This is a genomic window from Ciceribacter sp. L1K23, from assembly GCF_018122705.1.
Classification (GTDB): Bacteria; Pseudomonadota; Alphaproteobacteria; order Rhizobiales; family Rhizobiaceae; genus Allorhizobium.
On sequence record NZ_JAGRRC010000002.1, the window covers coordinates 390575 to 416487 of the forward strand.

The following is a 25913-nucleotide window of genomic DNA, read 5'->3' on the forward strand; positions in this document are numbered from 1 at the left end:
ATGCAGCGACATAAAGCAAGGCGCACGACGCTCCTTGCAGTCCTCACCGACGTTAATCCAGCGTGCGGCGGAAACGGCGAACTGCAATCGTCATGGCGATCAACGTCAGAAGCGCCAGTGCTCCGGTATCATGGGCAAGGACGTCGATGGAGGCGCCTTTGAGCATGATGGCGCGTACTATCCGGATGTAATGCGTCAGCGGCAGTGCCTCGCCAATCCATTGGCCCCATTGGGGCATGCCTGCGAACGGGAACATGAAACCGGAAAGAAGAATATTCGGCAAAAAGAACATCATGGCCATCTGCACGGCCTGCAACTGGTTGGTGGCGATCGTGGAGAAGGTGTAGCCGATCGACAGGTTCGATATCACGAAAAGGCCGGTGACGCAGGCGAGCGTAAGCGGGTTGCCGAGAATGGGAACGGCGAAAACGAAATAGCCGGCGCCGATGATGATGAGTGCCTGGATGAGGCCGATGATCACGTAAGGCGCGATCTTTCCCAGCATGATCTCGATCGGCTTGATTGGCATCGACAGGAGGTTTTCCATAGTGCCACGCTCGACTTCCCTCGTGACGGAGAGGGCCGTGAAGATCAGCAGTGTCATTGTCAGGATCGTGCCGAGCAGACCGGGGACGATGTTGAGCGTCGAGGAACCCGCCGGATTGTAGCGGCGGTGCTGGATGATCGTGAAAGGCGGCTTACTCGGTTCGGCGAGGGCGATGTGGCGATTGCCCTCAAGCGCGCTGGCGACAACGCCGGAAAGCGCGCCCAGCGCCGAACTCGACGCGACGGGATCGGTGGCATCGGCAGCGACCAGCAGCGCGGGATTGTCTCCCCGGCGAACCGAGCGTTCGAAGCCGTCCGGAATTTCGACCACGAAGAGCACCGCGCCGGAGGCGAGAAGTCGGTCCATGTCTTCGGCCCGGGTCAATACGCCGCGTATATCGAAGAAGTCTGTGTTTTCGAGTGCGGCGACGATGGAGCGGCCTATGTCTGTGTTCTCCCGCATCAGAATTGCGGTCGGAAGATGATGCGGCGTGGTGTTGATGGCGAAGCCGAAGAGGAAGAGTTGCAGCACGGGGATCATGATCATCGTCGCAAGCGTGACGCGATCGCGGGTCATCTGAATGAATTCCTTGACCGTCATGGCCCAGAAACGGCGCACGAAACCGTTGTTTGAACGCTCGGAACTCATTGGAAGTTATCCTTGGAGCGGTTCATCAGTTCGATGAAGGTGTCCTCGAGCGTCGGCTTGCCGGGCTCCCAATGAAGACCATCCTGCCGGCGATAGGGTGCGATTGCGGCATTGAGCGCGCTTTCGTCGCGTCCGCAAACGTGGAGACTGGTTCCGAACGGTGCGACCATATCGATGCCGGCTTGTGCTTCAAGCTGTTGTTGAAGCCGGTGAAGGTCGGGGCCGGAGACGCTCCAGGTATGAAGGCCCGTCGATGCGATTACCTCCTCGACGGTGCCGTGAACAAGGAGCTTGCCATAGGCCATGTAGGCGATCTCATGGCAACGTTCGGCTTCATCCATGTAATGCGTCGACACGAGAACCGAGAGCCCCTCGGCTGCGAGCGCATGAATTTCGCTCCAAAACTCACGCCGCGCCTTCGGGTCCACGCCGGCGGTGGGCTCGTCGAGAAGCAGCAGGTCGGGCCCTGGCAGGATACAGGCTCCAAGCGCAAGACGTTGTTTCCAACCGCCGGAGAGATTGCCGGCCAATTGGTTTTCGCGACCCGACAGGCCAAGACGCTGGATGGCATCGCGTGCCTTTTGCTTCGGAGCGTCGAGATTGTAGACGCGGGCGACGAACTCCAGATTTTCCCGGATTGACAGATCCTGGTAGAGCGAGAATTTCTGCGTCATGTAGCCGACCCGGCGCCGGATCTGGTCGGCTTCGGTGCGGATGTCGTGGCCGAGGCATGTGCCGCTGCCGCCGTCCGGCGTTAGCAGGCCGCACAGCATTCTGATGGTGGTTGTCTTGCCGGAGCCGTTCGGCCCGAGAAACCCGTGAATGCTTCCCTTGCGGACTGTGAGCGAGAGGTCGTCCACCACGGTGCGATCACCGAAGCGCTTGGTGAGGTTCGACACCTCGATAACCGGGCGCTCCTGTGTCTCCGGGGTCATCGCGGTTGATCCATTTGGCCGAGCGAGACATCGACCGGGATTCCGGCGCGCAACTGCCTCGGCTCGTTCGGGATTGCGTCGACCCGATAAACGAGTTTCGCGCGTTCCTCGCTGCTATAGATTTCGGGCGGCGTGTATTCGGCCTGTTCCGATACGAAGCTTATGCGGGCATCCATCGGCTGACAGCCATCGCAGGTCACGTGGACCGTCTGTCCAATCGCGATGCCGGCAATCTCGGTTTCGCTGACGAAAAATCGCACACGCATGTCTTCCGGCACGAGCAGGGAGACGATGGGCCGACCGGCCGGCACGACCTCGCCGACGTGATAGTAGAGTGTCTGAACGATGCCCGCGGCCGGGGCGTCGACGGAAAGCCGCTCCAGAGCAACTTGAGCTGCGGCGAGCTCGGCCGCTGCAGCATCCATCGCTCCCTTCGCCTGACGGACCGCCTCGGTCCTGGCCGACAGTCCTGCCAGCGTTATCTGTCCCCGGACGTTGTCGAGTGCTGCCTGGTTGGCTGCCTCGGCGGCGATTGCGGCGTCCAGACTGGCGCGTGTCGCGGTGCCGGTCGAGGCCAACGCCTTTACTCGGGTCAGTTCCTGCCGCGATAGCGACAATTGAGCCTCTGCCTGTCGTCGCGACGCCTTCAGGATTTCGATTTCCTCGGGGCGCTTCTGGGCCGAGAGAGCCAGTTCATATTGCGCCGTCAGCGCTTCCAGACTGGCCCGCCTGGCGGCAACCAGCGCTTGGGCAGATTCCTCATCGAGGCTGAAGAGGCGGGTGCCCGGTTCGACGGGCTCTCCCTCGGCGACCGCGACCTGCGTCAGCCTGCCGGCCCCTTCGGCGCCGATGAAACGCAGATCGGCTTCGATCCAGCCCTGATAGGCTTTGGGGCCTTTGCTCGGCAGAACCATCGGCATCAGGGCAAAAGCGGCGACAACGACGCCGGCCAGAATGACTGCACGTCTCATTATGCCTCTCCTGTGTCGGGAAGAAACAGCGTGTCGAGGAAGGTTTTGAACAGCGCCTCGGCGTCTAGTTTTTCATAAGGTTCGAAGAGCGAGCTCCAGATGACTGTCATCAGGATAGGCGCGAACACGATCTGGGGCATGGAGGCTACGCCAGGATTGCGCAGTTCTCCGCGACTGGCGGCCCGTTCAAGGACCCGGCGGAGGAACCCCAGGCCGACGCTCAGTACATTTCGATGGTAGAATTCGGCAACGCTTGGAAAGAGCGGTCCCTCGGAAATCAGCAGCCGCAGCATGTGTCTTCTGTCCGTTCCAAGTATTTCCTTCCGAGCTAGATCATAAAGGCGCGCCACGATGATCTTGGACGGGGCGTCTTCACTGCCGGCCAGATCCGCCATGCTTGCGAGGATCGGAGAAGCCATTCCGGCAGTCAGCGAGGTGAAGAGTGCTTCCTTGTCTGGGAAGTGCAGGTAAACCGTGCCTTTTGCGATACCGGCGCGGGCGGCCACATCCTCGATACGTGTCGCAGCAAATCCCTTTTCGGAGAAAAGCGCGAAGGCGGCTGCGATAATCTCAGCTTTTCGTTCGTCGGGATCCCGGCGTCTACGGGAGGTTTTGGTCATCGTGTATTCCTATGACTGACCGGACAGTCATTATCAGAAAAACACCTCTCGCTCAAGAAGGCGCTTGCGCGAATAGGACAAAAGGGCGGCGTCCCTGGTGGATGCCGCCCCGCAAGAAAACCGAACTCGTCCTATCAGGCGCGGCCAAACTCGTCATCGATGCGGACGATGTCGTCCTCGCCCAGATAAGAGCCGGTCTGGATTTCGATCATCTCCAGCAAAATCTTGCCGGGATTTCCGAGTCTGTGAACGGCGCCCTGAGGAATGTAGGTTGACTGGTTTTCGTGAAGAACGGTGGTCTTGCCGTCAATGGTGACCTCGGCCGTACCCTTGACGCAGATCCAGTGTTCGGCGCGGTGGTGATGCTTCTGGAGCGACAGTTTCTTCCCCGGCTGGACGAAAATCCGCTTCACCTGGAAACGATCGCCCTGCAGGAATGACGTGTAGCCACCCCAGGGCCGCAACGATGTCGGATGGGTTTCGGTTAGGTATTCGGTTTTCTTCTCCGATGCCAGCTTCTTGACGAGATTGCCGACCTCCTGGCTCTCGTCGAGCCGACCGACATAGACGGCGTCTTCGCTGGCGATAACGGCGATACCTTCCATGCCTTGCACCGCCAGATGTGTGTTACGCGACATGACCAGGGTGTCGCGGCTGTTGACCACCGTCGCGTTGCCGACCACCACATTGCCGCTTTCATCCTGATCGCCCAGTTTCCATATGGCGTCCCAGCTGCCGAGATCGGACCAGGTGATCGCAGCGGGGACAACCGCCGCATTCCGGGTCTTTTCCATAACCGCATAGTCAACAGAGATGCTGGGGCTCTGTGCAAATGCATCGGGATCGAGGCGGATGAAATCGAGGTCCTCCTTGGCCAGCTCGACCGACTGTCGGGCGGCTTCCAGCACGTCCGGCGCATGCGCCTGCAATTCGTCGATGATGTTGCCGGCGGTGAACAGGAACATCCCGGAGTTCCAATAGAATTTGCCGGCCTCCAGCATCTTTTCAGCCTTGTCGAGCGGCGGTTTCTCAACGAAACGCGCCACCTTGTAAGCACCTGACGGCAATGCCTCCCCGCGCTCGATATAGCCGTAGCCGGTTGCCGGCTCCGTCGGGCTTATGCCGAACGTCACCAGATTGCCCGCTTCCGCCGCTTCAAGGGCGGTCGCCACGCATTCCTTGTAGGTGTCGTCGACCTTAATCTCATGGTCGGAGGGCAGTATCTGGATCAGGGCGTCATCGCCGAATTTCTGGGCGACGACCAGTCCCGCCACCGCTACAGCGGCGGCTGTGTTGCGCGCCACCGGCTCCAGAACGATCGCGGAAAGGTCGTAACCGGCCTCGCGTGCCTGCTCCGCGACGAGAAAGCGAAATTCGTCGTTCGTAATCACGACGGCGGGCTCGTAGCGGGACGGGTCCGCGACCCGGGCAAGAGTCTTCTGGAACAAAGTTTCCTCACCCAGAAAACGGATGAACTGCTTGGCTGCGGCAACGCGCGAGAGCGGCCACAACCGTGTTCCCTTGCCGCCGGCCATGATCACGGGAACGATCTTTCTGGTCATTGGGCTAGTACCTTTCCTGTTTTTGATTGCTGGTGCGACACCAGCGTTTCGTACCGCTTCCGGAGATCCATCGTCCTTGGGAGGGGCTGGAGTGGACGTCTCCTTGTGAAGCGGCGAGGTGACAATCGACAAACATCAAATGCCGGCGAGAGTTCCGTGGAAGAGAGGGGCGGGATGAAAATAGATTCTGTCGGCAAAGGCGAGATCCCGTGGTCTTCGTGAAAGCGAAAGCATTGGTCAGTTAACATCCCGAACAGAAAGCGATAGAGAAACCGCCGGGATCGTAGCCACGGATGTTGTCAAAGAAAAGTATTGCTCTGCGCTTTTTGGCGTCGGCGCTTTCTGCGTCGCCGGTTTGGGCTGCTCCCTTGCTTCCGTATTCAGGCGACGACGCAACAATATGGACGGACAAACCTGTTCGGATCGACCGAGCGACCCAGGATTACGAACGTATACCCGGTCCAGCCGACCACTATCTCTCCGGGTTTCGGGTGAAGCCGCGCACGAGCTTTTTCGACGGCATGTCCTTCACGATGGATGGCAGCGTCTATCTCCTCCGGGATGTCATTGCTCCCGATCCCAAACGGCTTTGCAAGGCCGACGACGGACGGCGCTTCGTGTGTGGAGCCCAGGCAAGGGCTCTGCTGAGAAGCACGATATTCGGGCGCTATCTCGAATGTGACACCGAGGTTCTCAGCAAATACGTGAAACTGGTGAGTTGTCGGGTCGGCACGAACAGTGTCGCTGAACAACTGGTCGGCTCGGGGTTTGCGCGTGCCATATCCAGCGCCGAACTAAAAACGCTGCAGCAAAAGGCAATTCTTCAACGGGCGGGCGTCTGGGCCGATCCCTTGTGCCGCGCCTCCCTCAACTGCTGATCGAGGTGCGCCGCAATACAAAGAACTACGGGGTAGGGATGAGCTCAGCTCATCTTCAGAGGTGCACGGCTACGGTCGTTCACAGCATCCGCAGCCTTGCGCAACAGCGTGACGAACCGCTCTTTCTCGTCGGCATCGAGGCCTTCAAGCAGCGTCTCCTGCATCTGACGGACGAGCGGTCTTATCTCTTCCAGGGTCTTCAAGCCCTTGTCGGTCATGTAGAGTTCGCGTGCCCGCCTGTCTGTGCTGCTGATCTCGCGACGGACGAGATCCTTCTGAACCAGGCGATCCACGACCCCGCCGATTGTTACACGATCGTAGGCTATGTGGCTCGCCAGCGTCGCCTGATCAAGGCCGGGTCGCGTCTGGATCGCGGCGAGTGCCGCATATTGCACAGGCGTCAGGTCAAAGCCGCGTTTCCCCGTCTCATCCATGAACAGCGACACCGCGGCTTGATGCAGTCGTCGCACCAAGTGTCCCGGCATCTCATAGATCTCAAGCATCTGCGCCTAGCCTCCCCACTGCTCCCCAGCAGCCATTTCTACCCGCAATTGACGCCAATAAAAAGGAGCCCCCTACGAAAGCCGAAGGTCTCCTTTACCAGAACAGATGGCTTGGCCTGCGGGAGAGCTCGGTTTATGGACGTACGGTCAGGGATGAAGAGAAGTCCCTGTCGGACAATTTACAGACTGTTTGGCTGGAGGGCCGTCTATGAAGCCGATGTTTTCCGTTCCCGTTGCTCCGCTCGTGCCGGTCAAAGGCAGGGAAGACGGCTTTCCGGTGCACCGGATCTTCTGCGTCGGCCGAAACTACGCCGCTCATGCGGCGGAGATGGGCAATGAGGTTGACCGTGAGGAGCCGTTCTATTTCACCAAGCCAGCCACGGCACTGACCCTTTCAGGCGCTTCGATCGCTTACTCGCCGGGGACCCGTGACCTCCATCACGAGGTGGAACTGGTCGTCGCGATCGGGCGACCGGCGTTTAGGGTGAAGGTCGAAGAGGCGGACGACGCGGTGTTCGGTTTCGCAGTCGGGCTCGACATGACACGGCGCGACCTGCAGAACAAGGCGAAGGAAAAGCGCCAGCCGTGGGATCTTTCGAAGGCGTTCGAGCAGTCGGCGATCATCTCGGAAATTGCCGCTGCCGAGGATGTGGGTAACATCGAGAAACTGAGGATCTGGCTGACCGTGAACGATGCACTCAGGCAGGAGGGGCTGATTTCCGACATGGTCTGGTCGGTGCCGGAGATCATCAGCCACCTGTCGCATTTCTATCATCTCGCGCCCGGTGACCTCATCTATACCGGCACGCCTTCGGGTGTCGGTACCGTGGTAGCCGGAGATCTGCTTCACGGGGGTATTGATGGTGTCGGAACCATCGATCTTGTCATAGCGGAAGCAGAATAATCATGCCGCATCATCCGGTTCCGAACGACAATCAGAACGACCGCAATATTGCAGATGCGGGACGCGGACATGCTATCGCTCCCCAGTCCAGCATCCTGTGCAACCATCGCTAGAGGCGGGTCGCTTCATTCTTTTCTGTGAACACAGCGCTTTGTCTGCAACTTCCCTTTGACGGCGGCGAGGAGCGCGTTCATCCTACGTTAACCTAGGTCCTTGGACGGACTTAAAGGCGGGACATGCGGAATTTGATTATTGTTAGTTGAAATTTAACACTGGGCCGGGAGTGGGGCGCAATGGTCATGGGTTTTTTTCGTCGCGTTGAAGAGCAAGGAAAAATTGCGTCGGCCGCTGCCGGGCAGCAGGCGGAGCGGGGCGAACTCCAGGATCTGATGAGCTTTGGCGCCGTTGTCGCCGAGAGCGAATTGTCTTCCGAAGATCTGCTATCCGGGCTTGGAAGTCTGCAGAATCGGGTGTCCTCTTTGCTGAAGGCGCACGGCGAGGCGCTGGCGGAACTCTCCGAATTGCGGACCGAACGTGCCCGGATCGCTTCTCTTCTCGATTACGAAACGACGGCGCGTCGCCGTCTTGATATCGAAAACCAGCAAATTTCCGCCGAAAACAAGGAACTGCGCAGCGAAAACAGCCAGATGCGGCTGGAGCTGGACCAGAACCGGGAAAAGCTGATCAAGCTACAGGCGCAATTCGACGCCAATTCCAACGATCTGGAGGTCGTGCATGCCCGCCTGCGGGATGTTTCCCGCGAACTGGACGAGCGGATCGCGCAGTACGACGAAACCGCATCGCTCCTTCGACGTGCGCATCACGATCTCGATCAGCGTAACCGGGAGTTCGCACAGCTCCGCGAGAAATACGAAAACGAGAAGACGGCGCATCAGGTGCTTGTCGAGACGTCCCGACGGGAGGCCGATGCCCAGGCACGGGAAATAGACCGGCTGAACGAAGAGCGCTCCCAGTTGAAGCGCAGCCTCTCGCACCAGGACACGCAGGCCCGGAACCTGTCGACAGAGGCCGCCGGCTTGCGGCAGGAACTGGTGTTCGCCGAGGAAAAGGCAAAGCGCCTGCAGGCGGAACTCGAAAACCATCAGAGTTCGACGACCGTCGAGATGGCGCAATTGTCCACCAAATATGAGGCCGTCAACTCCAAGGCCGAATTGGTGGAGAAACTGCTGATTACCGCGCGGGGCCGCGCCAAACTTGCCGAGGACGAACTGTCTGCCGTCCGGGGCGAACTCAAGGAAATGAAGTCCGATCTCGCGACGACCACGCTTCGCGCCGATCGTCTGGCGCAGGAATTGTCGGCTGCGCGCGCCGGCAACACGGAGAACGAGTCCGTCCGCCGCGACCTCAGCCTTCAGGTCAGCGAGTTGACGATGCGTCTTCGCGAGACCGAGAACCAGCGCAACAAGCGCGAGCGCGACATGGAGACCATGCGTCGCGATCTCGATCACCGCGCGCAGTCCGACCAGGAGGAAATCCGTCAGCTGCGGGCAAGCGCCGAAGTCTCGAAAGCCGAAATTCGCCAGTTGAAGGCAGAGATCGCGATCCTGACCGGCCAGCTTGAGGTCGTTCGGAACGAACGGAGCGGACAGGTGCAGATTGCGCCGCCAGCGCCGCCGATGCCGAAGGCCACGTTCGAGGAGTGGGTGCCTGAAGACGAGGCTCCGAAGCCCATCATCGAGTTGTCGGATAAGGCGCTCCGCGCAACACCGCCGCGGCCTGCCGCGGAAGTGTAAGCGTCAGATTTTTGGCTTGGATGCGGTCGCTTCCATGCGCCGCTATCCGAATGATTTTCGGAGGAATGTGGAGGAGGGTGGTTTCGGAACCCTCCTTTTTTGTCAGTTGCTAGCCACTTGCTGTGAATCAGCTCGGCCCAACAGCGTGTCGATGCGGCTCCGCTCTTCCTCGAACTGCGCCAGCATCTGGCCCGAAAGGCTTTTGCCGCCGGGCAGGCGCACTTTCATGGCGTCCACCTTAGTACCGTTCACGATCAACTCGTAGTGCAGGTGTGAGCCGGTCGAAGATCCCGTCGATCCGACATAGCCGATCACCTGACCCTGATTGACCTTGGCTCCGGGTCGGATGCCCTTGGCGATGGCGCTCTGGTGATTGTAGGAGGTTTCGTAGCCATTCGCATGGCGGATTATGGTCTGGTTGCCGTAGCCCGAAGCCCAGCCCGCCTTTTCAACGACCCCGTTGCCCGATGCGATGATCGGCGTGCCGCGCGGGGCGGCCCAGTCTGTCCCGGTGTGCATGCGGGAGTAACCGAGGATCGGATGGCGCCGCATGCCGAAGCCCGACGTCAGACGTCCGTTCGGGACTGGGTTACGCAACAGGAACTGTCGGATGCTCTTGCCGTCCTCATCGTAGTAATCGATCGAGTCATCCTCAGGATTGCGGAACCTGTAGAAGGTCGTGATGTTGTCGCCGAACCGGGCGCGCACATAGAGCAGTTCGGATTCCTCGGTTGCCTTGCCGGACGAGTCCGCGACCGAAAAGAAGGCTTCTATGGTGTCGGTCGGTTTCAATTGTGCCTGGAAATCGACGTTCGAGGCGAGCAGCTTGATCACCAGCGCCGTCATGTCCTGGCTCATTCCGTAGGAAAGGGCAGCCCGGTAGATGCCGTCATAAATCCGCGGAAGGTCGCGCGATGCTGTAATCGGGGCAGCGCCTTCTTCGAAAACGGTGTGAATGGCATCGAGCATGGGCGGCTCGGCACCGATGACGAGCTTGTTCTTGTCGTTTACCGCAAGTGTCAGGGCGTGGTTGCCGCCTCGATAAACGCTGATCCGCACGATACGCGCGAGATCGCCAGCCTGCAGAATTCCGACTCTCAGGACATCGCCTTCGTTGAGCTCACCAGAACCTACTCGGTCGGCAACGGCCCGCTCGACGTTCGCTGCTCCATCTTCGGGATAGCCAGATGCCATGAGCGCGGCGGTTATGGTTTGCGCCCGGCGCGCCGGAATGATGTCGTCCGCGAATTCCGGCTCTTTGGGATCAGGCATCTCCGCCGTCGATACCGACATGTTCTGTTCGAGAACCCGCGCCGTAAGCCCGGCCGTAATATCGAGGCCGTCTTCTTCATCCGAGGAAAAACGGCGCGGATCGATGTAATAGAGAGCCGCTACCTGAGTGCTACCGTCGGTAAGAACGGAGCCGTTCGACCGCACATTCTCCTCCACCTCGTCGAAACTCATGGCGCTCGCGAAGGGAACGGTATTGCCTTGCGTGGGGAAGGGAACAGTCTTGAGGCTGACCTCTGACTCTACGTCGGAATCATAGAGAGCCCCGGCGCGAAGCGCGGATACGGCATTTTCGGATGCGGCAAAAATGGCCAGGGGATCGAATGGCGGATAAGTCTCCTGCGGCGCGTAGTTTGCGGCCAGCGTCATCTTGACATGAGAAAAGGGCTGCTTGCGCACCACTTCCCGTTCCCCATCCTTGATGACCGTCGGCACTTCCAGGATGGCCTTGTCAGTCGGGCGGGCTGCGATCTTCGGTCCCGTTATCCGCGCCCCCCGTTTCACATCCTCGTAGACTTCCGGACTTGCGTCACTGAGGGCATAGGCTTCGGCCGGAATGGCCAGTTGCTGCCGACCGTCCAGTGCTGCAAACAGCGCAACGCCCATCAAGACGCATGATGTGATGCCCGTGAGAAATGTGCCCGAGAGCCAGCGAAGCGATATTTCACGACGATCAGGCGCTCGGTGGCCCTCGGCCAGGATCGGCGCCTCGCTGCCCAGCGACATCAACATGGTCCGGTCGATCGTCACTTATTCCGTCATCCCCGCTGAAGCGCAATGTGTTCTGGTTGTTGGCGACCCGGCTCGAAGTTCTGCATGACAGGACATCGCGAGTCAAATCGTGCGCGCCTCGCACAAGGTCGCTTATGCGCAGAGGAATGTGAAAAAACTAAGGGAGCCGACAAAGTCTCTTATGGACCTGCCGATAGCAGCAGGCGTTCGCTCTCCGGAAAGGAGCGCAAAAGCGCCTCGCGAATCGAGAAGTGCGTAATATACTCGTTAAAACAATGGCTTCAAAGAAATTTTCACAAAACTGCAAAACGATTGTTGACTGGTCCGGAAAGCGAATCTATAACCCCGATCACTGACGAGGGCGGCGGCGCTGCTGGCGACGCTGGTTCTTGTCTCTGAGAAAACCTCTTGAAATTGGCTGAAACGCTAATTAAATGCCGGGCTCTTGAAGTTTGGCCTGAGGCTTTCGTGACGGTTACGATCGTCTGTTATTTGACAATTGAAGATTGAAGAAAGAGAAACGTGGACGGCGGCGTTGCGTGGAGAGGTTTATTCTTCTCTATGAATGATACGCAGACGGTCACGTTTTGATATGAGAACACCAGGTCGGGTTCGCAGGGATGCGGGTTCGATCGAGTGAGTTCTCGTCGATTCAGAACATAGGACCGAAATCTCTCTCCACGGCATCAACACCTCCCGCCAAAAGGCAAAAAGTGTTACCCATGTCTTCGGTACAAAACGTCACCTATCTCTCAGGTCGGACACCATTTCAGATTAGGTTGGTCGTTGTAACTGTCGCAACCTTAACGCCGTTCATAGCGAAGGCTAGGGGGCGCTTCGTGGTCTGGAGCGCGTTTGGGAGCGGCTCAAGGGCAGAGACAACATTTGGCCTCCAAGGGCAGTGAAAACACCCTATCTTAGTCACTCATCGTCTTGAATTTAATAAGTCGGTTGATGTGATCGACTTTATAAGCGTGGGGTTCGGTCAGAGCCTCTATTAGAAATTTTTCGGTCGTAGGCCCATCGTTGACCTCGACCGACCAAAAGACAGGCTCGAACCATTTCAATTCTTCCCCAGCCTGTTCGGAGCTTGAACGCTCAAGCACTACCTCTTCAGTATTTTTATAAATGTACTCAACGTTGATTTTGTCTTCTGTCACCTTTGTGAACCGTATCTGGATTTCCTCAGATGCGTCATGCAAGGCGGTTTCACCTACTTTGAGTGTCGGTTCAGCGATCTCTTCTTCGATCCCTTCCGTCTGGGCATGGCTCGTAGGAGGAACAATGTCTTCAAAGAGGGTATGAACTTCATCGCGTGTTGCAGTGAACAGCGTTGCTGCGAATGAGAGACATAGTGACGAGTAGCCTTGTTCTATCTCGCTTGGTAAACCTCTTCCCCTCTCGGGATTATCGCCTCCCATACGGTAGAACGACATCGGAAGCGCGTGCACGTGGCTTGAGAAAAGAACATACAGGAAACGAAACATCTCCAGCGCTATTCCCGCCTTTTCTGCCATCTCTTCGAGCGCAAATAGATATGCGCTCTGCCCGTGAAGCAATTTCTTGTGTCGCCTTGAATCCAAGCTTTGAAAATATTCATTTGTTTTTAATCTCTCTCGCAGTTCATCGGCCTGAACCTTAAGTAGGCTGACTTCCTCTGCGTCACCCTTCGCCTCGAACAACCTAATTCTGGAAACACAGTCATGCAGATTTAGTATATTCCACCTACATTGCCATTCAGCCTCCGTGCATTCTTCAGTACATAAATAGTGAAAAGCCACACGCAACTCGATCAAAGTACGAGAAATAACCGCGAGAGACGCGTAGTCCCAGTGCTCGATTCGTTTGTCCGCCCAAGGTGTATGCGGCGCTAAGTTCAGCATGCTGACACCTCGGGTGATCATAGCGGTAAACAAAACGGATGCGTAAAAATGGCGGCCGGTAGGGGACGGAATTCCTTCGTATCTCTTCGCGACCGACATGCTTTCTCGTACCACACTGTCGAGGACGTAAAGGCTTTCCAAATATTTCTCGGACGGCTCTTTTCCCAAATCTCCTTGATCGGTAAGCGTTTCTAAGTCGTAGCTGCCGTTGTTCATTTTCAATCCACCTAGCATTGCTGGACTCGACGATCTTATGACAAAAACGAAAAAATCCTCGGATATTTCAATTGAAAGTTGCTCACTTGATAGACGGGGCGTCGATCACCCGGCCAAGGCGAATCTCGTTGACCTTCCGAACCGTGGCTCTAGGCGGACGTGAATGAGGCAAGATCTTGAACCGGTTGACTTTTACGCCGCGTTTTAATCATCGCGACATTCTTCCCTACTAGCGTGGACGTCGAAACGGCGGCGACCGCTAAGATCATCGGGAAGCCCAGCCAGGAATGCGGGACAAGGAAAGACTGACATGGTCAAGTTCAAGACGTCGTCGGGAACGGTGACCGTCGACAACTGGGGCTACGAACTGCAGGGCTCCAATGGCAACCCGCTGAACGTCGGGCTGCTCGCTTCCGCGACCCATGATCTTCTCGTCATCGACCAGTCGCGCGACGGCACCGATGCCAACCGCTTCAGCGCTGGCGACATTGCCCGCATGAAGGACGGCATGGGCGGGCGCTCGGTCGTCGTGTCCTATGTCTCGATCGGGGAAGCGTCGGAGTTCCGGGATTACTGGCACAAGAACTGGACGACGACCGGCGAAGCGGATGGCAAGCTCACCGCGCGGGCGCCCGACTGGCTGGGCCCGGTCAATCCGGACTGGCCGGAGAGCCGCAAGGTCCGCTACTGGGACAAGGACTGGCAGGACATCATCTTCAACGACAGCAAGACCGGCGAGATCGATGCGATCGTCCGTGCCGGCTTCGACGCCGCCTACCTCGACATCGTCGACGGATACTATTTCTGGGGCGAGGAGATCGCCGACAGACTGAAGGAGACGGGTGACCCCGCCAACGTCAAGCAGGCTGCCCAGCGCATGGTCGACTTCATCGTCGCCCTGACCGACCATGCCCGCGAGACCAATCCGGACTTCTTCGTCATCCCGCAAAACGGCGCCTGGATCCTCAACGACCTCGGCAGCGATACGACGCGCAAGCGCGCCTATCTCGACGCCATCGGCGGCATTGCGGTCGAGGATCTGTATTTTCGTGGCGACGCCGACGAAAACAACCCGCTCGATCCGGACGAGGAGACGATTGCTGTTCTCAAACGCGATTTCCTCGACAAGGGCATCCCGGTTTTCGTCGTCGATTACATTAACGGCGGCTCGCGGCTTGAGAAATTCTACAAGCTGGCGATCGAGGACGGCTTCATCCCCTTTGCCGCGCCGGATCGGGCGCTTGACCAACTGGTCGGGACTTATGACGGCGACCCGGCCTACATCCGTCCGACCTCCGGCGCCAACACCTTGCGGGGCTCCAACTTGGCCGACACCATTGATGGCCTCGGTGGCAATGACCGAATTTCCGGTCGCAATGGTAACGACACTCTCAAGGGAGGGACGGGCAACGACACGCTGTTCGGCGGCGGCGGCGCCGACAAGATCTGGGGCGGCAGTGGCAATGACGTCATTCAGGGCGGACATGGCGCGGATCGGCTCAGCGGCGGCACCGGGCAGGACAGGTTCGTCTTTAAATCAGTGGCCGAAACGACGTTCGCATCAGCCGGCCGCGATACCATTCTCGATTTCAGCCGCGCGCAGCACGACAAAATCGATCTGTCCGCAATCGATGCGAATACGACGAGGGGCGGAAATCAGTCGTTCACGTTCATCGGCAGCCATGGGTTTCACGGCAAAGCGGGTGAACTGCGCTTCCAGAAAATCTCCGGCGACACACACATTCTCGCGGATGTCAACGGCGACGGTCGGGCTGACCTTGCAGTGGTTCTGAAAAACCTGCTGCTTACGCTCTCAAAAACGGACTTTATCCTGTGATGGATCGAAGCCTGCGGACCTGCGCATAAAAGACGGGGCCCCGCCGTGCGGGGCCCCGATCGCTAATCAGGTATACAACTTACATAACGTAGGGCGGGATGCCGTAGTATTGCTCGACGCGACCTTCGCCGGAGCGATACCAACTCTCGTCGTCGGCATCCGCGTAGCGCGGCGCCTTCTCGATTTCTTCCTTGGTCATGTCGATCCGGTAGCCGTCGAGCTCCTCATCATAGTTGAGCTTCGCCCAAGGCAGCGGATAATAATCATCGCCGATGCCGAGAAAGCCGCCGAAGCTCAGAACCGCGAAGGCAACACGGCCGCCGCGCTTTTCCAAAAGTACGCGCTGGATAGAGCCGATCCGGTTGCCATCAATGCCGTATACCGCAGTACCTTCCACCTTGTCGCTGGCGATCAGGGTTGCCGTGTCCTTGGCATAAGGATCCTGGTTCTTGCCGGGTTCATGGTGCAACATCTCTATCTCCTCTTTCCGTGTTGAAGGTGCCGGAAAAACGCGACCTGCCGGGGTTTGTTCCGGTACGGCAGGCGACAGACTGGTGCGGTACGCCCCCATGGCAGCCGATGTGTGAGACATGCCAACGCCAATTGCCCATTCGCTTCCGATCGTCAAACCGATGAAAGAATGAAAAAACTACCAGGCGTTGCAGATCTATCCTCAATACGAAACATTGCAAAAAACTTCATCAATTGCACCTTATCCGGGCAACGATGCCGAAGTTTTTATCAAGCCGCGAGAAAGAACGGTGAGTTCCCGTCCTGTATAAACGCTTTATGACAGACTGATGTCTGTATTTCATGCACATCGCATTATAGATGATCATTTCATTTACAATCTATAAATGTTTCATCCCAATTTTGGTCAGTAAAAATTTCGTTTCAACATTGCTTAAACATAGACTCAAAAATATAAGCTGAGCGTTGATAACCCTCCGCAGTACGCATGGGAAACGCGGCGGGCGATCTTAACGCAACCCAAGGGGGCATTTATGTCTTTGACAGTCACGTTCGGAAACGGCGGTGCATCGACCGTACTCGATCTACAGGACACTGTGGATCAAGCAGCCTATAATCTGCTCAATAGCGACACCACGCAGGAAAAGAACGTCTCCAGTGACGGAGGCCTCCTGACTTCGCAGAGTGTCAGCGTTGCATCCGCCGGCACGTCCGGTTCCGGAGCGGGCGGCACCGTTGAAATCGTCTACGACTCCGGCGCCAACGAATTCAACTTCGACGTGGCAACTGCCTGGAATTCAGTAAAAAACGTGCTCGCGGTGTCGGAAAGCTCGGATAACGTCGTCTTCAAGGATTTCGTCCATGTCGACGTGTATCTCGGCGGCACCGGCAATTCGACCGTCAACGTACTGAACGCCAAGCGTGGCAACATCGAGACCGGCGATGGCAACGACACGGTCAATCTTTCGCTCGTGTCGAATGACAGCGGCTGGGTCAACAAGTTCAACATCAGCACCGGCGCTGGCAATGACACGATTACCCTGCTTCAGGGCAATGCGCTGAGCACCATTGGGGGCGTGGTCGCCGCCGGCGCGGTCAACGGTGGCAACGGCATCGTCGACGGCAGCATGACGACCGTCGTGATCGACGCCGGCCTCGGCAACGACACGATCGATCTGAGTGCGGTTAATCTGAAGTCCTCAGTCGTTACCGGCGGCAAGGGCATCGATACCATGTTTGCAAGCAGCGGCGCCGACACCTTCGTCTTCAAGCTCGGCGACATGGCCAAGTCTTTCGTGACCGATTCCATCACGGGCTTCGATATCGCGGAGGACAAGCTGGATCTTGTCGGGACGATCAGCGACTGGACGGTCACCAACCTCGGGGGCGCCACCCTGCTGACGTACAACGGCAGCATAGCCGCACATGTCGGCGAGAAAATCCTTGTAGATGGTGTCAATCTGACCGGCAGCACCGACTGGTTTATCTGATACGCATCCGATATCGGAACATCTGAAGATCGGAGGGGACGGGAGACCGGCCCCTCTTCTTCTTCGCGAACCCTGAAGCCACGCACCGCCTGGAGCTGCATCACGTTAACCTTAGCAGACCCTCTGGTTAACCAAGTCTCAAAACCTTCCGTTAAAGTTTAAGCAATAAACTTCTCGTTAACGAGAGGTTTTGCGATGCGTAGCGTAATTGTCGTAGCCCTCCTGCTCAGCGTTGCAGGTTGCGCCTCCCCGCCAAAACAGACCCGAAATGCGTGCGCGATCTTCGAGCAGCGTGACGGGCTGTTCAACAACTGGCGGCGAGCGGCTGAAAAGACGGAACGGGAATACGGCGTGCCGGTGCCGATCCTCATGGCGACGATCTATACGGAATCAGGTTTCCGCCACAACGCCAAGCCGCCGCGCAAGAAGCTGCTGGGCTTCATCCCCTGGAAGCGCGCCTCGACCGCCTACGGTTATTCGCAGGCGCTGGATGGGACCTGGGATTCCTATCAGAAGCAGACGGGACGATGGGCCGCGCGGCGGACGAACTTTGCCGATGCGGTGCAGTTCATCGGCTGGTACCATCAGCAAAGCCACATCAAAAACGGCATCGCCTACAACGACCCGTATAATCTTTATCTGGCCTATCATTCGGGACATGTCGGCTATTCACGTGGCGCCTATCGCGGCCGACCCGAAGCCCTAAGAGGCGCAAAGCGCTTCACCGACATCACCTACACCTATGCAAGACAGTTGCGGGACTGTCCGTAACCGCAAGCAAAAGCGCGTGAAAAGGCCACCCGGAGGTGGCCTTTTTTGTTTGTCATCCTTGGTCGTAGGCAGACTGTATCGCAGCGATCCGCCAGTCGGTCCCGTGCCGTCTGACGAAGGTCCAGATTTCCACCGACTCGCCGACATTGTCCGGATCGCCGCTGACAACATGGCCACTGGTACGGTCGACCATATAGTCGATGCTCTCGTATCGCATCGCCACCGTCGCGTACTCAACCGCGCCTTCGGCCCAGGCCTCGGCGATGTCGCCCTGCACGAGGTGGACGTCTCGGACCACATTCTTCAGCCCGCGGGTGGCATTGTCACCCAGTTCCTCCGCGAGATAGGACATGGCTTCCGGAGTCGAGATCCGACGCAGCGCCGCATAGTCTTCAGCGGCATAGGCCGCCTGCATCTGCTTCAGCAGTCCCTCGAACTTGTCCAGATCGGCTTGTCCCACACCGATCTCATCGGCGTTTTCCGGTGCGCGGGGCCGACCGAGCCCGCCACCGAGACGCGGGATCTCGAAGCTGGGTTTGCCTTCACCACCGGCCATCGACGATCGCGCCATGCCAGCGCCCGGACCGGCATAGGCCGGTTGCCGAGTGCCGAACGCGCGCATCGCCCAACGGATAAGGAAGAAGATCAGCAGGCCCTGAAGCAACAGGCCCAGGAAGCCGAAGCCGCCGCCGAAGCCGGTGCCCATCAGCATGCCGAAGAGACCGCCGAGCAGAAGCCCTCCCATCAAGCCGCCTGCCAGACCGCCGAACATACCGCCGGTATTGCGACCGGCCTGGGTTTGGTTCTGAGTTGCCGCCGGGCGCGTGGCCTGGGTCTGCGGCGTCATGCTGCGCTCGATCGGAGCGGCCGTTGTCGGAGCCGTCCGCGTCGTCGGCGGTGCGGAATAGGTACGCGTACCACGGCTACCGAAGCCGCTGAAGCCACCGGCCCGCCGTGCTTCGGCAAAGTCCACAGCCACGAGCATGGTCGCGAATCCGATGGCCATGACCGCAAAGAGTTTTCCGTAGCGTCTCATCGAAAGTCCTGTTCCTCCACTATGACCGCACGTTGCGATAAGCCTCATATGGCGATGGCTCGCGCAGAATTGAAGTGAGAAAACGGGTCACCGGATCACAATCGCGCCATCCGTCACGCGCCAAGCCAGACCTTGATGACCATCGCGACCGCGCCAACCGTCAGGACCCCGGCAAGCCACAGGCCAATGAACCAGGCAATCCGCGTGAGTGTCGAACCAGCCGCCATCAGTGGTAGCCCTCGCCCGGTCTGATCTTGCCGCGAAACACCCAGTAGGCATAAGCGGTGTAACCGAGGATCATGGGTAGCAACACCACGGCCCCGACGAGAAGGAAAGCCAGGCTCTCGGGAGGCGCGGCGGCATCCCAGATCGTCACTGATGTGGGAACGATATAGGGATAAAAGCTGATCCCGATACCCGCATAGCCCAGCACGAAAAGGCCGAGCGAAGCGACGAAGGGTCGTGAATCGTGCCCATCCTTGAGCCCTTTGATGATGAGCCACAGGCTGAAAAGCACAAGCGCGGGAACGACGAAGGAAAAGATGACCGTCGGAAAGCTGAACCAGCGCTCAAGGTAGAGCGGCTTGAGCCAGGGGGTCCAGAGGCTGAAAACACCCATAGCTCCCACTGTTGCGAAGGCCAGCAAACGCGCGTAGCGCCGCGCCGTTCCGGCGAGCTCCCCCTCCGTCTTCATCACCAGCCATGTTGCCCCGAGCAGCCCATAGCCGATCACAAGTGCCACACCCGTGGCAAGGCTGAACGGCGTCAGCCAGTCCCACCAGCCGCCGGCATAGGCTCGGTTTTCGACAGGTATGCCCTGCACCAGAGCGCCAAGCGCCACACCCTGGGCAAACGTTGCAACGATCGATCCGCCGGCGAAGGCCCAGTCCCAGAGAAACTCGGCCCGCCGCGTCCGCCAGCGGTATTCGAAGGCAACACCACGAAAGATAAGGCCGAGCAACATGGCGATCAGGGGCGCGTAGAGGGCCGGCAGGATCGTCGCATAGGCGAGCGGGAAGACGGCCAGCAAGCCGCCGCCGCCGAGCACCAGCCATGTCTCGTTGCCGTCCCATACAGGCGCAACGGAGTTCATCATCTGATCCCGCTCGGGCTTCTCCGGGAACAACGGAAACAGGATACCGACGCCGAGATCGAAGCCGTCGAGAATGACGTAGGCAAGCACCGCGAAGGCGATGAGGCACGCCCAGATAAATGCAAGGTCAATGGCCATGTTTGCCTCCATGCTCGGTCTGCGCGGCGGGCGTCGTGCCGGACGCACGTATCGGACCCAGCCCGAGATCCGGTTCGGGATCGCGCGGCAGGCGGGCCATAAGCCGCAGGATATAGAAAGTGCCCGCGCCGAAGACGAGGAAGTAGACGAGGATAAATGCGACCAGCGAACTGCCGACAGCCTCGGCGGAAATCGGCGACAGCGAATCGGCCGTCAGCAGATGACCGTAGACCGTATACGGCTGGCGACCGACCTCGGTGGTAATCCAGCCGGCGAGCACGGCAATGAAGCCCGCAGGTCCCATTGTCAGAGCAGCACGATGCAGCCAGTCCGATGTCAGCAGCGTCCCGCTGACTCGACACCAGAGGCTCCAGAGGCCAATCCCCAGCATCAGGAAGCCCAAGCCAACCATGATCCGGAACGACCAGAAAACGATCTCCACCGGCGGCTCCAGTTCGTCCGGAATCGTGTCCAGTCCGTCCATCGGGGCATTCAGGTCGTGCTTGAGGATCAGGCTCGAAAGCTTGGGAACCTCGACAGCGTAGTGGACCCGCTTCTCGTCGTGATCCGGAATGCCGAACAGGATCAGCGGCGCGCCCTCGGGATGGCTGTCGAAATGCCCCTCCATCGCCATCACTTTTGCCGGCTGATGCTCCAGCGTGTTGAGACCGTGGAAGTCACCGGCGGCGATCTGGAGTGGCGTAACAATGGCCGCCATCCACATCGCCATGGAAAACATCGTGCCCGCGCGCCGGTGCGCCGTGCCCTTCAGGAGATGATAGGCTCCGACGGCGCCGACGACGAAGGCCGTCGTCAGATAGGCAGCGAGAACCATGTGAACGAGGCGGTAAGGAAAGGACGGAGTGAAGACGACAGCCCACCAGTCCGTCGGCACGAACTGCCCCACATCATTCATCGCAAAGCCGGCCGGTGTTTGCATCCACGAGTTTACCGCCAGGATCCAGGTGGCCGAAATGAGCGTGCCAAGTGCGACCATCGACGTCGCCAGATAGTGCAGCCCCGGCCCTACCCTCTCCCGCCCGAACAGCATGACGCCCAGGAAGCCAGCTTCGAGGAAAAAAGCCGTCAGCACCTCGTAGCCCATCAACGGCCCGATGACCGGCCCGGCCTTATCGGAGAAGACGCTCCAGTTCGTGCCGAACTGGTAGGACATTACGATCCCCGACACGACGCCCATGCCGAACGCCACGGCGAAAATCGTCTTCCAGAAATCGAAGAGTTCCAGGTAGACCCGATCCTTCTTCCACAGCCACAGGCCCTCGAGGACGAAAAGATAGCTGGCAAGACCGATCGAGAACGCCGGAAATATGATGTGGAAGGAAACCGTGAACGCAAACTGGATGCGCGCCAGCAGCTCTACGTCGAAATTCTCGAACATCGTTCGAAGCCCTTTCTTCCTCCCGAGGTGACAAGCATCACCTATAGTGTCTCAGGCCGGAAGCAATGCGACAACCCGCCATGCGTCAGTTCAACGCATATTATTTTCTATATATAAAAGCAGTCCAATCGAGTTATGGCTTTAAACCAAAACGACGCGGGTTGGGTCCCGCGCCGTTCAAAATTTCATGTCTGGCTGTCGATCAATCGACGTTGAAGACCAGCGGCTTGGCCTGCTTGATGGCCGGGTTGGCAGTCAACTGGTCGAGCACGGCCTGATCGACCGGACCGTCGACGTAGAGCAGCGCGATGGCGTCGCCACCTTCCTTGTCACGACCCAGCTGGAAGTTCGCGATATTGACCTTTGCATTGCCGAGCGTGGAGCCCATGAAGCCGATCATGCCGGGGACGTCGGTGTTCGAGATGTAGATCATGTTCGGACCGACATCGGCATCCATGTTGATGCCCTTGATCTGGATGAAGCGCGGCTTGCCGTCGGAGAAGACGGTGCCGGCGACCGAACGGGTCTGCTTCTCCGTGACGACGGTGAGCTTGATGTAACCGTCATAGACGCCGGTCTTGTCGCGCTTCACTTCCGAAACGATGATGCCCTTTTCCTTCACCATGATCGGAGCCGACACCATGTTGACATCGGCGACCAGCGGGCGAATGAGACCGGCGAGCAGTGCCGAGGTCAGCGCCTTGGTATTCATGCCGGCGGTCACGCCGTCATAAAGGATCTCGATTTCCTTGATCGGGTTTTCGGTCATCTGGCCGGCAAACGAGCCCAGCACGTCGGCGAGGCGGATGAACGGCTTCAGGATCGGCGCTTCCTCGGCCGTGATCGAAGGCATGTTGATGGCGTTGGAAACGGCACCCTTGATGAGGTAGTCCGACATCTGCTCGGCGACCTGCAGGGCGACATTCTCCTGGGCTTCCGTGGTCGAGGCGCCAAGATGCGGCGTGCAGACGACGTTCGGCAGGCCGAAGAGCGGGCTTTCCGTCGCGGGCTCGACTTCGAAGACGTCGAAGCCGGCACCGGCGACATGGCCGGACTTTATGGCTTCGGCGAGTGCTGCCTCATCCACGAGACCGCCGCGGGCGCAATTGATGATGCGGACGCCTGGCTTGGTCTTGGCGATGTTTTCCTTGCCGAGAATGCCGCGGGTCTTGTCGGTCATCGGCACATGCAGGGTGATGAAGTCGGCGCGCGGCAGAAGTTCGTCCAGCTCGACCTTCTCAACGCCCATTTCCTGGGCCCGTTCGGCCGAGAGGAAGGGGTCATAGGCGATGACAGACATGCCAAGGCCGATCGCCTTCTTGCAGACGATACCACCGATATTTCCGGCACCGATGACGCCGAGCGTCTTGCCGGTGATTTCGACGCCCATGAACTTCGACTTCTCCCACTTGCCGGCCTGGGTCGAGGCATCGGCCTGCGGCAGCTGGCGGGCAACGGCAAACATCAGGGCAATGGCGTGCTCGGCGGTCGTGATCGAGTTGCCGAAGGGCGTGTTCATCACGATGATACCGCGCTTGGAAGCGGCCGGGATATCGACATTGTCGACGCCGATGCCGGCGCGACCGATAACCTTGAGGTTGGTCGCAGCGGCGATCAGCTTTTCCGTCGCCTTGGTGGCCGAACGGATGGCCAGCCCATCATAATTGCCGATGATCTCGGCGAGCTTTTCCTTGTCCTTGCCGAGCTTCGGCTGGAAATCCACTTCAACACCGCGATCACGGAAAATCTGGACGGCGGTTTCGGACAATTCGTCGGATACGAGAACGCGAGGTGCCATGACGAGGCCTCCTTCAGAGAGTTCGTTTGGATGGAATGATGAGAATTACGGGGCTCCGCCGGTCAGGCGGAGCCGAATTGATCCGGGATCAGGCAGCAGCCTTGGCCAGAGACGCCTTCTGGGTCTCGTAAGCGAAAGACAGCCACGGCATCAGAGCTTCCATATCTGATGTCTCGATCGTGGCACCTGCCCAGATGCGAAGGCCGGCCGGCGCATCACGGTAAGCGCCGATGTCGAAGGCGACACCCTGCTTTTCGAGCATGCTCGCAATGCCCTTGGCGAAAGCGGCCTGGGCATCGGCATCCAGTGCCGTCACCTCAGGGTCAACGATCTTGACGCAGACCGACGTATTCGAACGCGTCGCATCGTCGACAGCCAGATTGGCGATCCAGTCGTTCTTCTCGATGAAGTCGAAGATGACTTTGGCATTGGCGTCGGCACGCGCGATCAAGGCTTCGAGGCCGCCGATCGACTTTGCCCACTTCAAGGCATCGACATAGTCCTCGACGCAGAGCATCGACGGCGTGTTGATTGTCTCGCCGACGAAGATGCCTTCGATCAGCTTGCCACCCGAGGTCATCCGGAAGATCTTCGGCAGCGGCCAGGCCGGCACATAGGTCGTCAGGCGCTCGACGGCACGCGGGGAGAGAATGATCACGCCGTGACCGCCCTCGCCGCCCAGAACCTTCTGCCAGGAGAAGGTGGTGACATCGAGCTTGGAGAAGTCGAGGTCCTGCGCGAAGGCGGCAGACGTGGCGTCGCAGATGGTCAGACCCTTGCGATCGGCCGGAATGAAATCGGCATTCGGAACGCGGACGCCCGAGGTGGTGCCGTTCCAGGTGAAGACGACGTCGCGGTCGAAATCGACCTGCGCCAGGTCCGGAAGAAGGCCGTAGTCGGCATTGAACTTGCGGACATCGGCGAGCTTCAGCTGCTTCACCACATCGGTGACCCAGCCGGCGCCGAAGCTTTCCCAAGAGAGCATATCGACGCCGCGTTCGCCGAGCAGCGACCACATGGCCATTTCGACGGCACCCGTATCCGAGGCCGGAACGATGCCGATGCGATAGTCACCAGGAACTTTCAGAATTTCGCGGGTAAGGTCGATGGCAAGCTTCAGCTTTTCCTTGCCAACCTTGGCGCGGTGCGAACGACCGAGCGGGGCATCAGAAAGCGCATCGAGCGACCAACCGGGGCGCTTCGAGCAAGGGCCAGAAGAAAAGTGAGCATTCGCCGGACGCGCGGCGGGGGCGACGATATCAGCCATATGTATACCCTTCCAGGTAATTAGCCTCTCGTTGGGGAGAGGTGTCCCGCCGTCGTCATTATGCCTGTTGCGCCCCCCGGTCAAGACGCCTTTGTCGCTTGGAGAAAGATTTTTGGCGCTCCGGAACGATGCCTCTAACTTCCAGGCTTCCCGTCCCCGGAACACAGAAAGGCCGCCCCTAAGGACGGCCTTTCTGTGTTCCGGTATGAAAGTTTACTTGTAGACGATCGGCTCCGGCGGCGGATCGTAGGCGATCGGCTGGCTGCAGTCGTCGAAGACATAGCGGGCGCCGGCGCGGACTTCATGCGTGTAGAAGCCCTTGTCATAACCGGGGCCGCCGCTTGCGGCATAGCCGAACATGTCGCCGGCAAGGGTATGGCGGAAGCGGTAGCCGACGTCAGCCTTCCAGTTGCAGGTCACGTTGATGGTCGCGCCAGCCATCAACTGATAGGCGAAGCGCCACTTGCCTGCACCGCCGTGTGAGAACTCGTCATCGCAACCGCCGCCGTCGTCCTGGCAGGCCGTGTTCCGCAGCTTATCCCATTTAACGTAGGAGCCACCGATACCGCCGCCCACGTAAGGGGTGATCATCCCGTAGGTGCCGATATCGACATAGGCGTTTGCCATGAGCGTATAGGCTCGCATCGACGACACATCCGACGAGGTGCAAGGCTCAAGCGGGAAGCCGCAGGAACCGACGGTCGATCCCTTGAAATCGGTCTTGAACATGTGGTCGAAGGTCAGATCGCCGCGCAGGTAGTTATTGACCTGGTAGCCGACACCGACGCCGAGCGTGAAGCTGTTCTTCAGCTTGGCGGTTTCGAAATCCACCATGTTGGAGTTGTCGCCCTGGAAGTATTCGGCGCCGCGCATCTTGTTGATCGCGTAACCTACGTCACCGCGCAGGTACCAGCCTGAGGCTTCCGAAACCTGAACTTCCGGAGCGCTGTAAATCGGCTCGGGCTGGGGCTGGTACACATCTGCAGCATATGCGGCGGTGCTGGCCAGCAATACGGCTGCTGCACCAAGAAGGCTCATCTTCATCGCTCGAACTCCAATATCCACGCTGATCTCCAGCGGCCCAGACGGGCTCCATCCAATGATCTGCGATGGATAATGAAGCGAAAAGGTTAAGGTGCGATTAACTACGAATGTTTACTATAAATTGCA

21 protein-coding genes are annotated in these 25913 nt (G+C 58.8%); 6 read left to right on the forward strand and 15 right to left on the reverse strand.

The window, feature by feature from the left end; genetic code table 11:
• Window positions 1-52: 52 nt before the first annotated feature.
• The 5 genes from J5J10_RS20820 to J5J10_RS20840 all read right to left on the reverse strand — a co-directional run bounded on the left by J5J10_RS20820 (window position 53) and on the right by J5J10_RS20840 (window position 5283).
• Window positions 53-1195, reverse strand: coding sequence for an ABC transporter permease (locus J5J10_RS20820; RefSeq protein WP_211931578.1), 1143 nt, complete (start codon window positions 1193-1195; stop codon window positions 53-55).
• A complete protein-coding gene (locus J5J10_RS20825; protein ID WP_211931579.1) occupies window positions 1192-2130 on the reverse strand; it encodes an ABC transporter ATP-binding protein in 939 nt (312 codons plus the stop codon). Before J5J10_RS20825 ends, J5J10_RS20820 begins: the two co-directional genes overlap by 4 nt.
• A complete protein-coding gene (locus tag J5J10_RS20830; RefSeq protein ID WP_211931580.1) occupies window positions 2127-3101 on the reverse strand; it encodes an HlyD family efflux transporter periplasmic adaptor subunit in 975 nt (324 codons plus the stop codon). The genes J5J10_RS20825 and J5J10_RS20830 overlap by 4 nt, the downstream gene beginning before the upstream one ends.
• The gene (locus tag J5J10_RS20835; RefSeq protein ID WP_211931581.1) at window positions 3101-3721 is read right to left on the reverse strand and encodes a TetR/AcrR family transcriptional regulator; all 621 of its coding nucleotides are present in this window, start codon (window positions 3719-3721) and stop codon (window positions 3101-3103) included. Before J5J10_RS20835 ends, J5J10_RS20830 begins: the two co-directional genes overlap by 1 nt.
• Window positions 3722-3855: 134 nt before the next feature.
• Window positions 3856-5283 (reverse strand): mannose-1-phosphate guanylyltransferase/mannose-6-phosphate isomerase, encoded by a 1428-nt coding sequence (locus J5J10_RS20840; RefSeq protein ID WP_211931582.1) that lies wholly within the window; start codon window positions 5281-5283, stop codon window positions 3856-3858.
• Between the two features lie 368 nt (window positions 5284-5651).
• Between J5J10_RS20840 and J5J10_RS20845 the strand changes: the two genes are divergently transcribed.
• Window positions 5652-6161: a hypothetical protein gene (locus tag J5J10_RS20845; RefSeq protein WP_211931583.1), complete on the forward strand. Its 510-nt coding sequence runs from the start codon at window positions 5652-5654 to the stop codon at window positions 6159-6161.
• Window positions 6162-6205: 44 nt separating this feature from the next.
• Here J5J10_RS20845 and J5J10_RS20850 read toward each other — a convergent pair whose 3' ends face one another.
• Window positions 6206-6664: a MarR family transcriptional regulator gene (locus J5J10_RS20850; protein WP_211931584.1), complete on the reverse strand. Its 459-nt coding sequence runs from the start codon at window positions 6662-6664 to the stop codon at window positions 6206-6208.
• 208 nt (window positions 6665-6872) lie between these two features.
• Here J5J10_RS20850 and J5J10_RS20855 point away from each other — a divergent pair, with 208 nt between their 5' ends.
• Window positions 6873-7568: a fumarylacetoacetate hydrolase family protein gene (locus J5J10_RS20855; RefSeq protein ID WP_211931585.1), complete on the forward strand. Its 696-nt coding sequence runs from the start codon at window positions 6873-6875 to the stop codon at window positions 7566-7568.
• Between the two features lie 293 nt (window positions 7569-7861).
• On the forward strand, window positions 7862-9322 hold the full coding sequence (locus J5J10_RS20860; RefSeq protein ID WP_211931586.1) for a hypothetical protein: 1461 nt from the start codon (window positions 7862-7864) through the stop codon (window positions 9320-9322).
• 102 nt (window positions 9323-9424) lie between these two features.
• On the opposite strand, the gene J5J10_RS20865 is transcribed toward J5J10_RS20860, so the two are convergent.
• Both J5J10_RS20865 and J5J10_RS20870 read right to left on the reverse strand, forming a co-directional pair.
• Window positions 9425-11362: a M23 family metallopeptidase gene (locus J5J10_RS20865; protein WP_211931587.1), complete on the reverse strand. Its 1938-nt coding sequence runs from the start codon at window positions 11360-11362 to the stop codon at window positions 9425-9427.
• Between the two features lie 899 nt (window positions 11363-12261).
• Complete coding sequence (locus tag J5J10_RS20870) at window positions 12262-13443, reverse strand: DUF5677 domain-containing protein (RefSeq protein ID WP_211931588.1); 1182 nt, start codon at window positions 13441-13443, stop codon at window positions 12262-12264.
• A 310-nt stretch (window positions 13444-13753) separates the two neighbouring features.
• Here J5J10_RS20870 and J5J10_RS20875 point away from each other — a divergent pair, with 310 nt between their 5' ends.
• Window positions 13754-15280, forward strand: coding sequence for an endo alpha-1,4 polygalactosaminidase (locus tag J5J10_RS20875; RefSeq protein WP_211931589.1), 1527 nt, complete (start codon window positions 13754-13756; stop codon window positions 15278-15280).
• Between the two features lie 79 nt (window positions 15281-15359).
• Here the strand turns inward: J5J10_RS20875 and J5J10_RS20880 are convergent, their stop codons facing one another.
• Window positions 15360-15752: a PRC-barrel domain-containing protein gene (locus J5J10_RS20880; protein WP_208553883.1), complete on the reverse strand. Its 393-nt coding sequence runs from the start codon at window positions 15750-15752 to the stop codon at window positions 15360-15362.
• A gap of 532 nt (window positions 15753-16284) precedes the next feature.
• On the opposite strand from J5J10_RS20880, the gene J5J10_RS20885 reads away from it, so the two are divergent.
• Together J5J10_RS20885 and J5J10_RS20890 are read left to right on the forward strand one after the other, a co-directional pair.
• Window positions 16285-17241: a rhizobiocin gene (locus tag J5J10_RS20885; RefSeq protein ID WP_211931590.1), complete on the forward strand. Its 957-nt coding sequence runs from the start codon at window positions 16285-16287 to the stop codon at window positions 17239-17241.
• Between the two features lie 195 nt (window positions 17242-17436).
• Window positions 17437-18012 carry a transglycosylase SLT domain-containing protein gene (locus tag J5J10_RS20890; RefSeq protein WP_211931591.1) on the forward strand — a complete coding sequence of 192 codons (576 nt, stop codon included), beginning with the start codon at window positions 17437-17439 and terminating at the stop codon, window positions 18010-18012.
• A gap of 52 nt (window positions 18013-18064) precedes the next feature.
• On the opposite strand, the gene J5J10_RS20895 is transcribed toward J5J10_RS20890, so the two are convergent.
• From J5J10_RS20895 to J5J10_RS20920, 6 genes are all read right to left on the reverse strand, one after another.
• Window positions 18065-19048: a TIM44-like domain-containing protein gene (locus J5J10_RS20895; protein WP_211931592.1), complete on the reverse strand. Its 984-nt coding sequence runs from the start codon at window positions 19046-19048 to the stop codon at window positions 18065-18067.
• Between the two features lie 226 nt (window positions 19049-19274).
• Window positions 19275-20279 (reverse strand): cytochrome d ubiquinol oxidase subunit II, encoded by a 1005-nt coding sequence (gene cydB / locus J5J10_RS20900; protein WP_211931593.1) that lies wholly within the window; start codon window positions 20277-20279, stop codon window positions 19275-19277.
• Window positions 20269-21678: a cytochrome ubiquinol oxidase subunit I gene (locus J5J10_RS20905; protein WP_211931594.1), complete on the reverse strand. Its 1410-nt coding sequence runs from the start codon at window positions 21676-21678 to the stop codon at window positions 20269-20271. The genes cydB and J5J10_RS20905 overlap by 11 nt, the downstream gene beginning before the upstream one ends.
• 202 nt (window positions 21679-21880) lie before the next feature.
• Entirely contained in the window at window positions 21881-23476 is a 1596-nt protein-coding gene (serA, locus tag J5J10_RS20910) for a phosphoglycerate dehydrogenase (protein ID WP_208553877.1), read from the reverse strand.
• An 88-nt stretch (window positions 23477-23564) separates the two neighbouring features.
• Window positions 23565-24743, reverse strand: coding sequence for a phosphoserine transaminase (locus tag J5J10_RS20915; RefSeq protein WP_211931595.1), 1179 nt, complete (start codon window positions 24741-24743; stop codon window positions 23565-23567).
• A 213-nt stretch (window positions 24744-24956) separates the two neighbouring features.
• Complete coding sequence (locus J5J10_RS20920) at window positions 24957-25787, reverse strand: outer membrane protein (protein WP_211931596.1); 831 nt, start codon at window positions 25785-25787, stop codon at window positions 24957-24959.
• Window positions 25788-25913 lie beyond the last annotated feature (126 nt).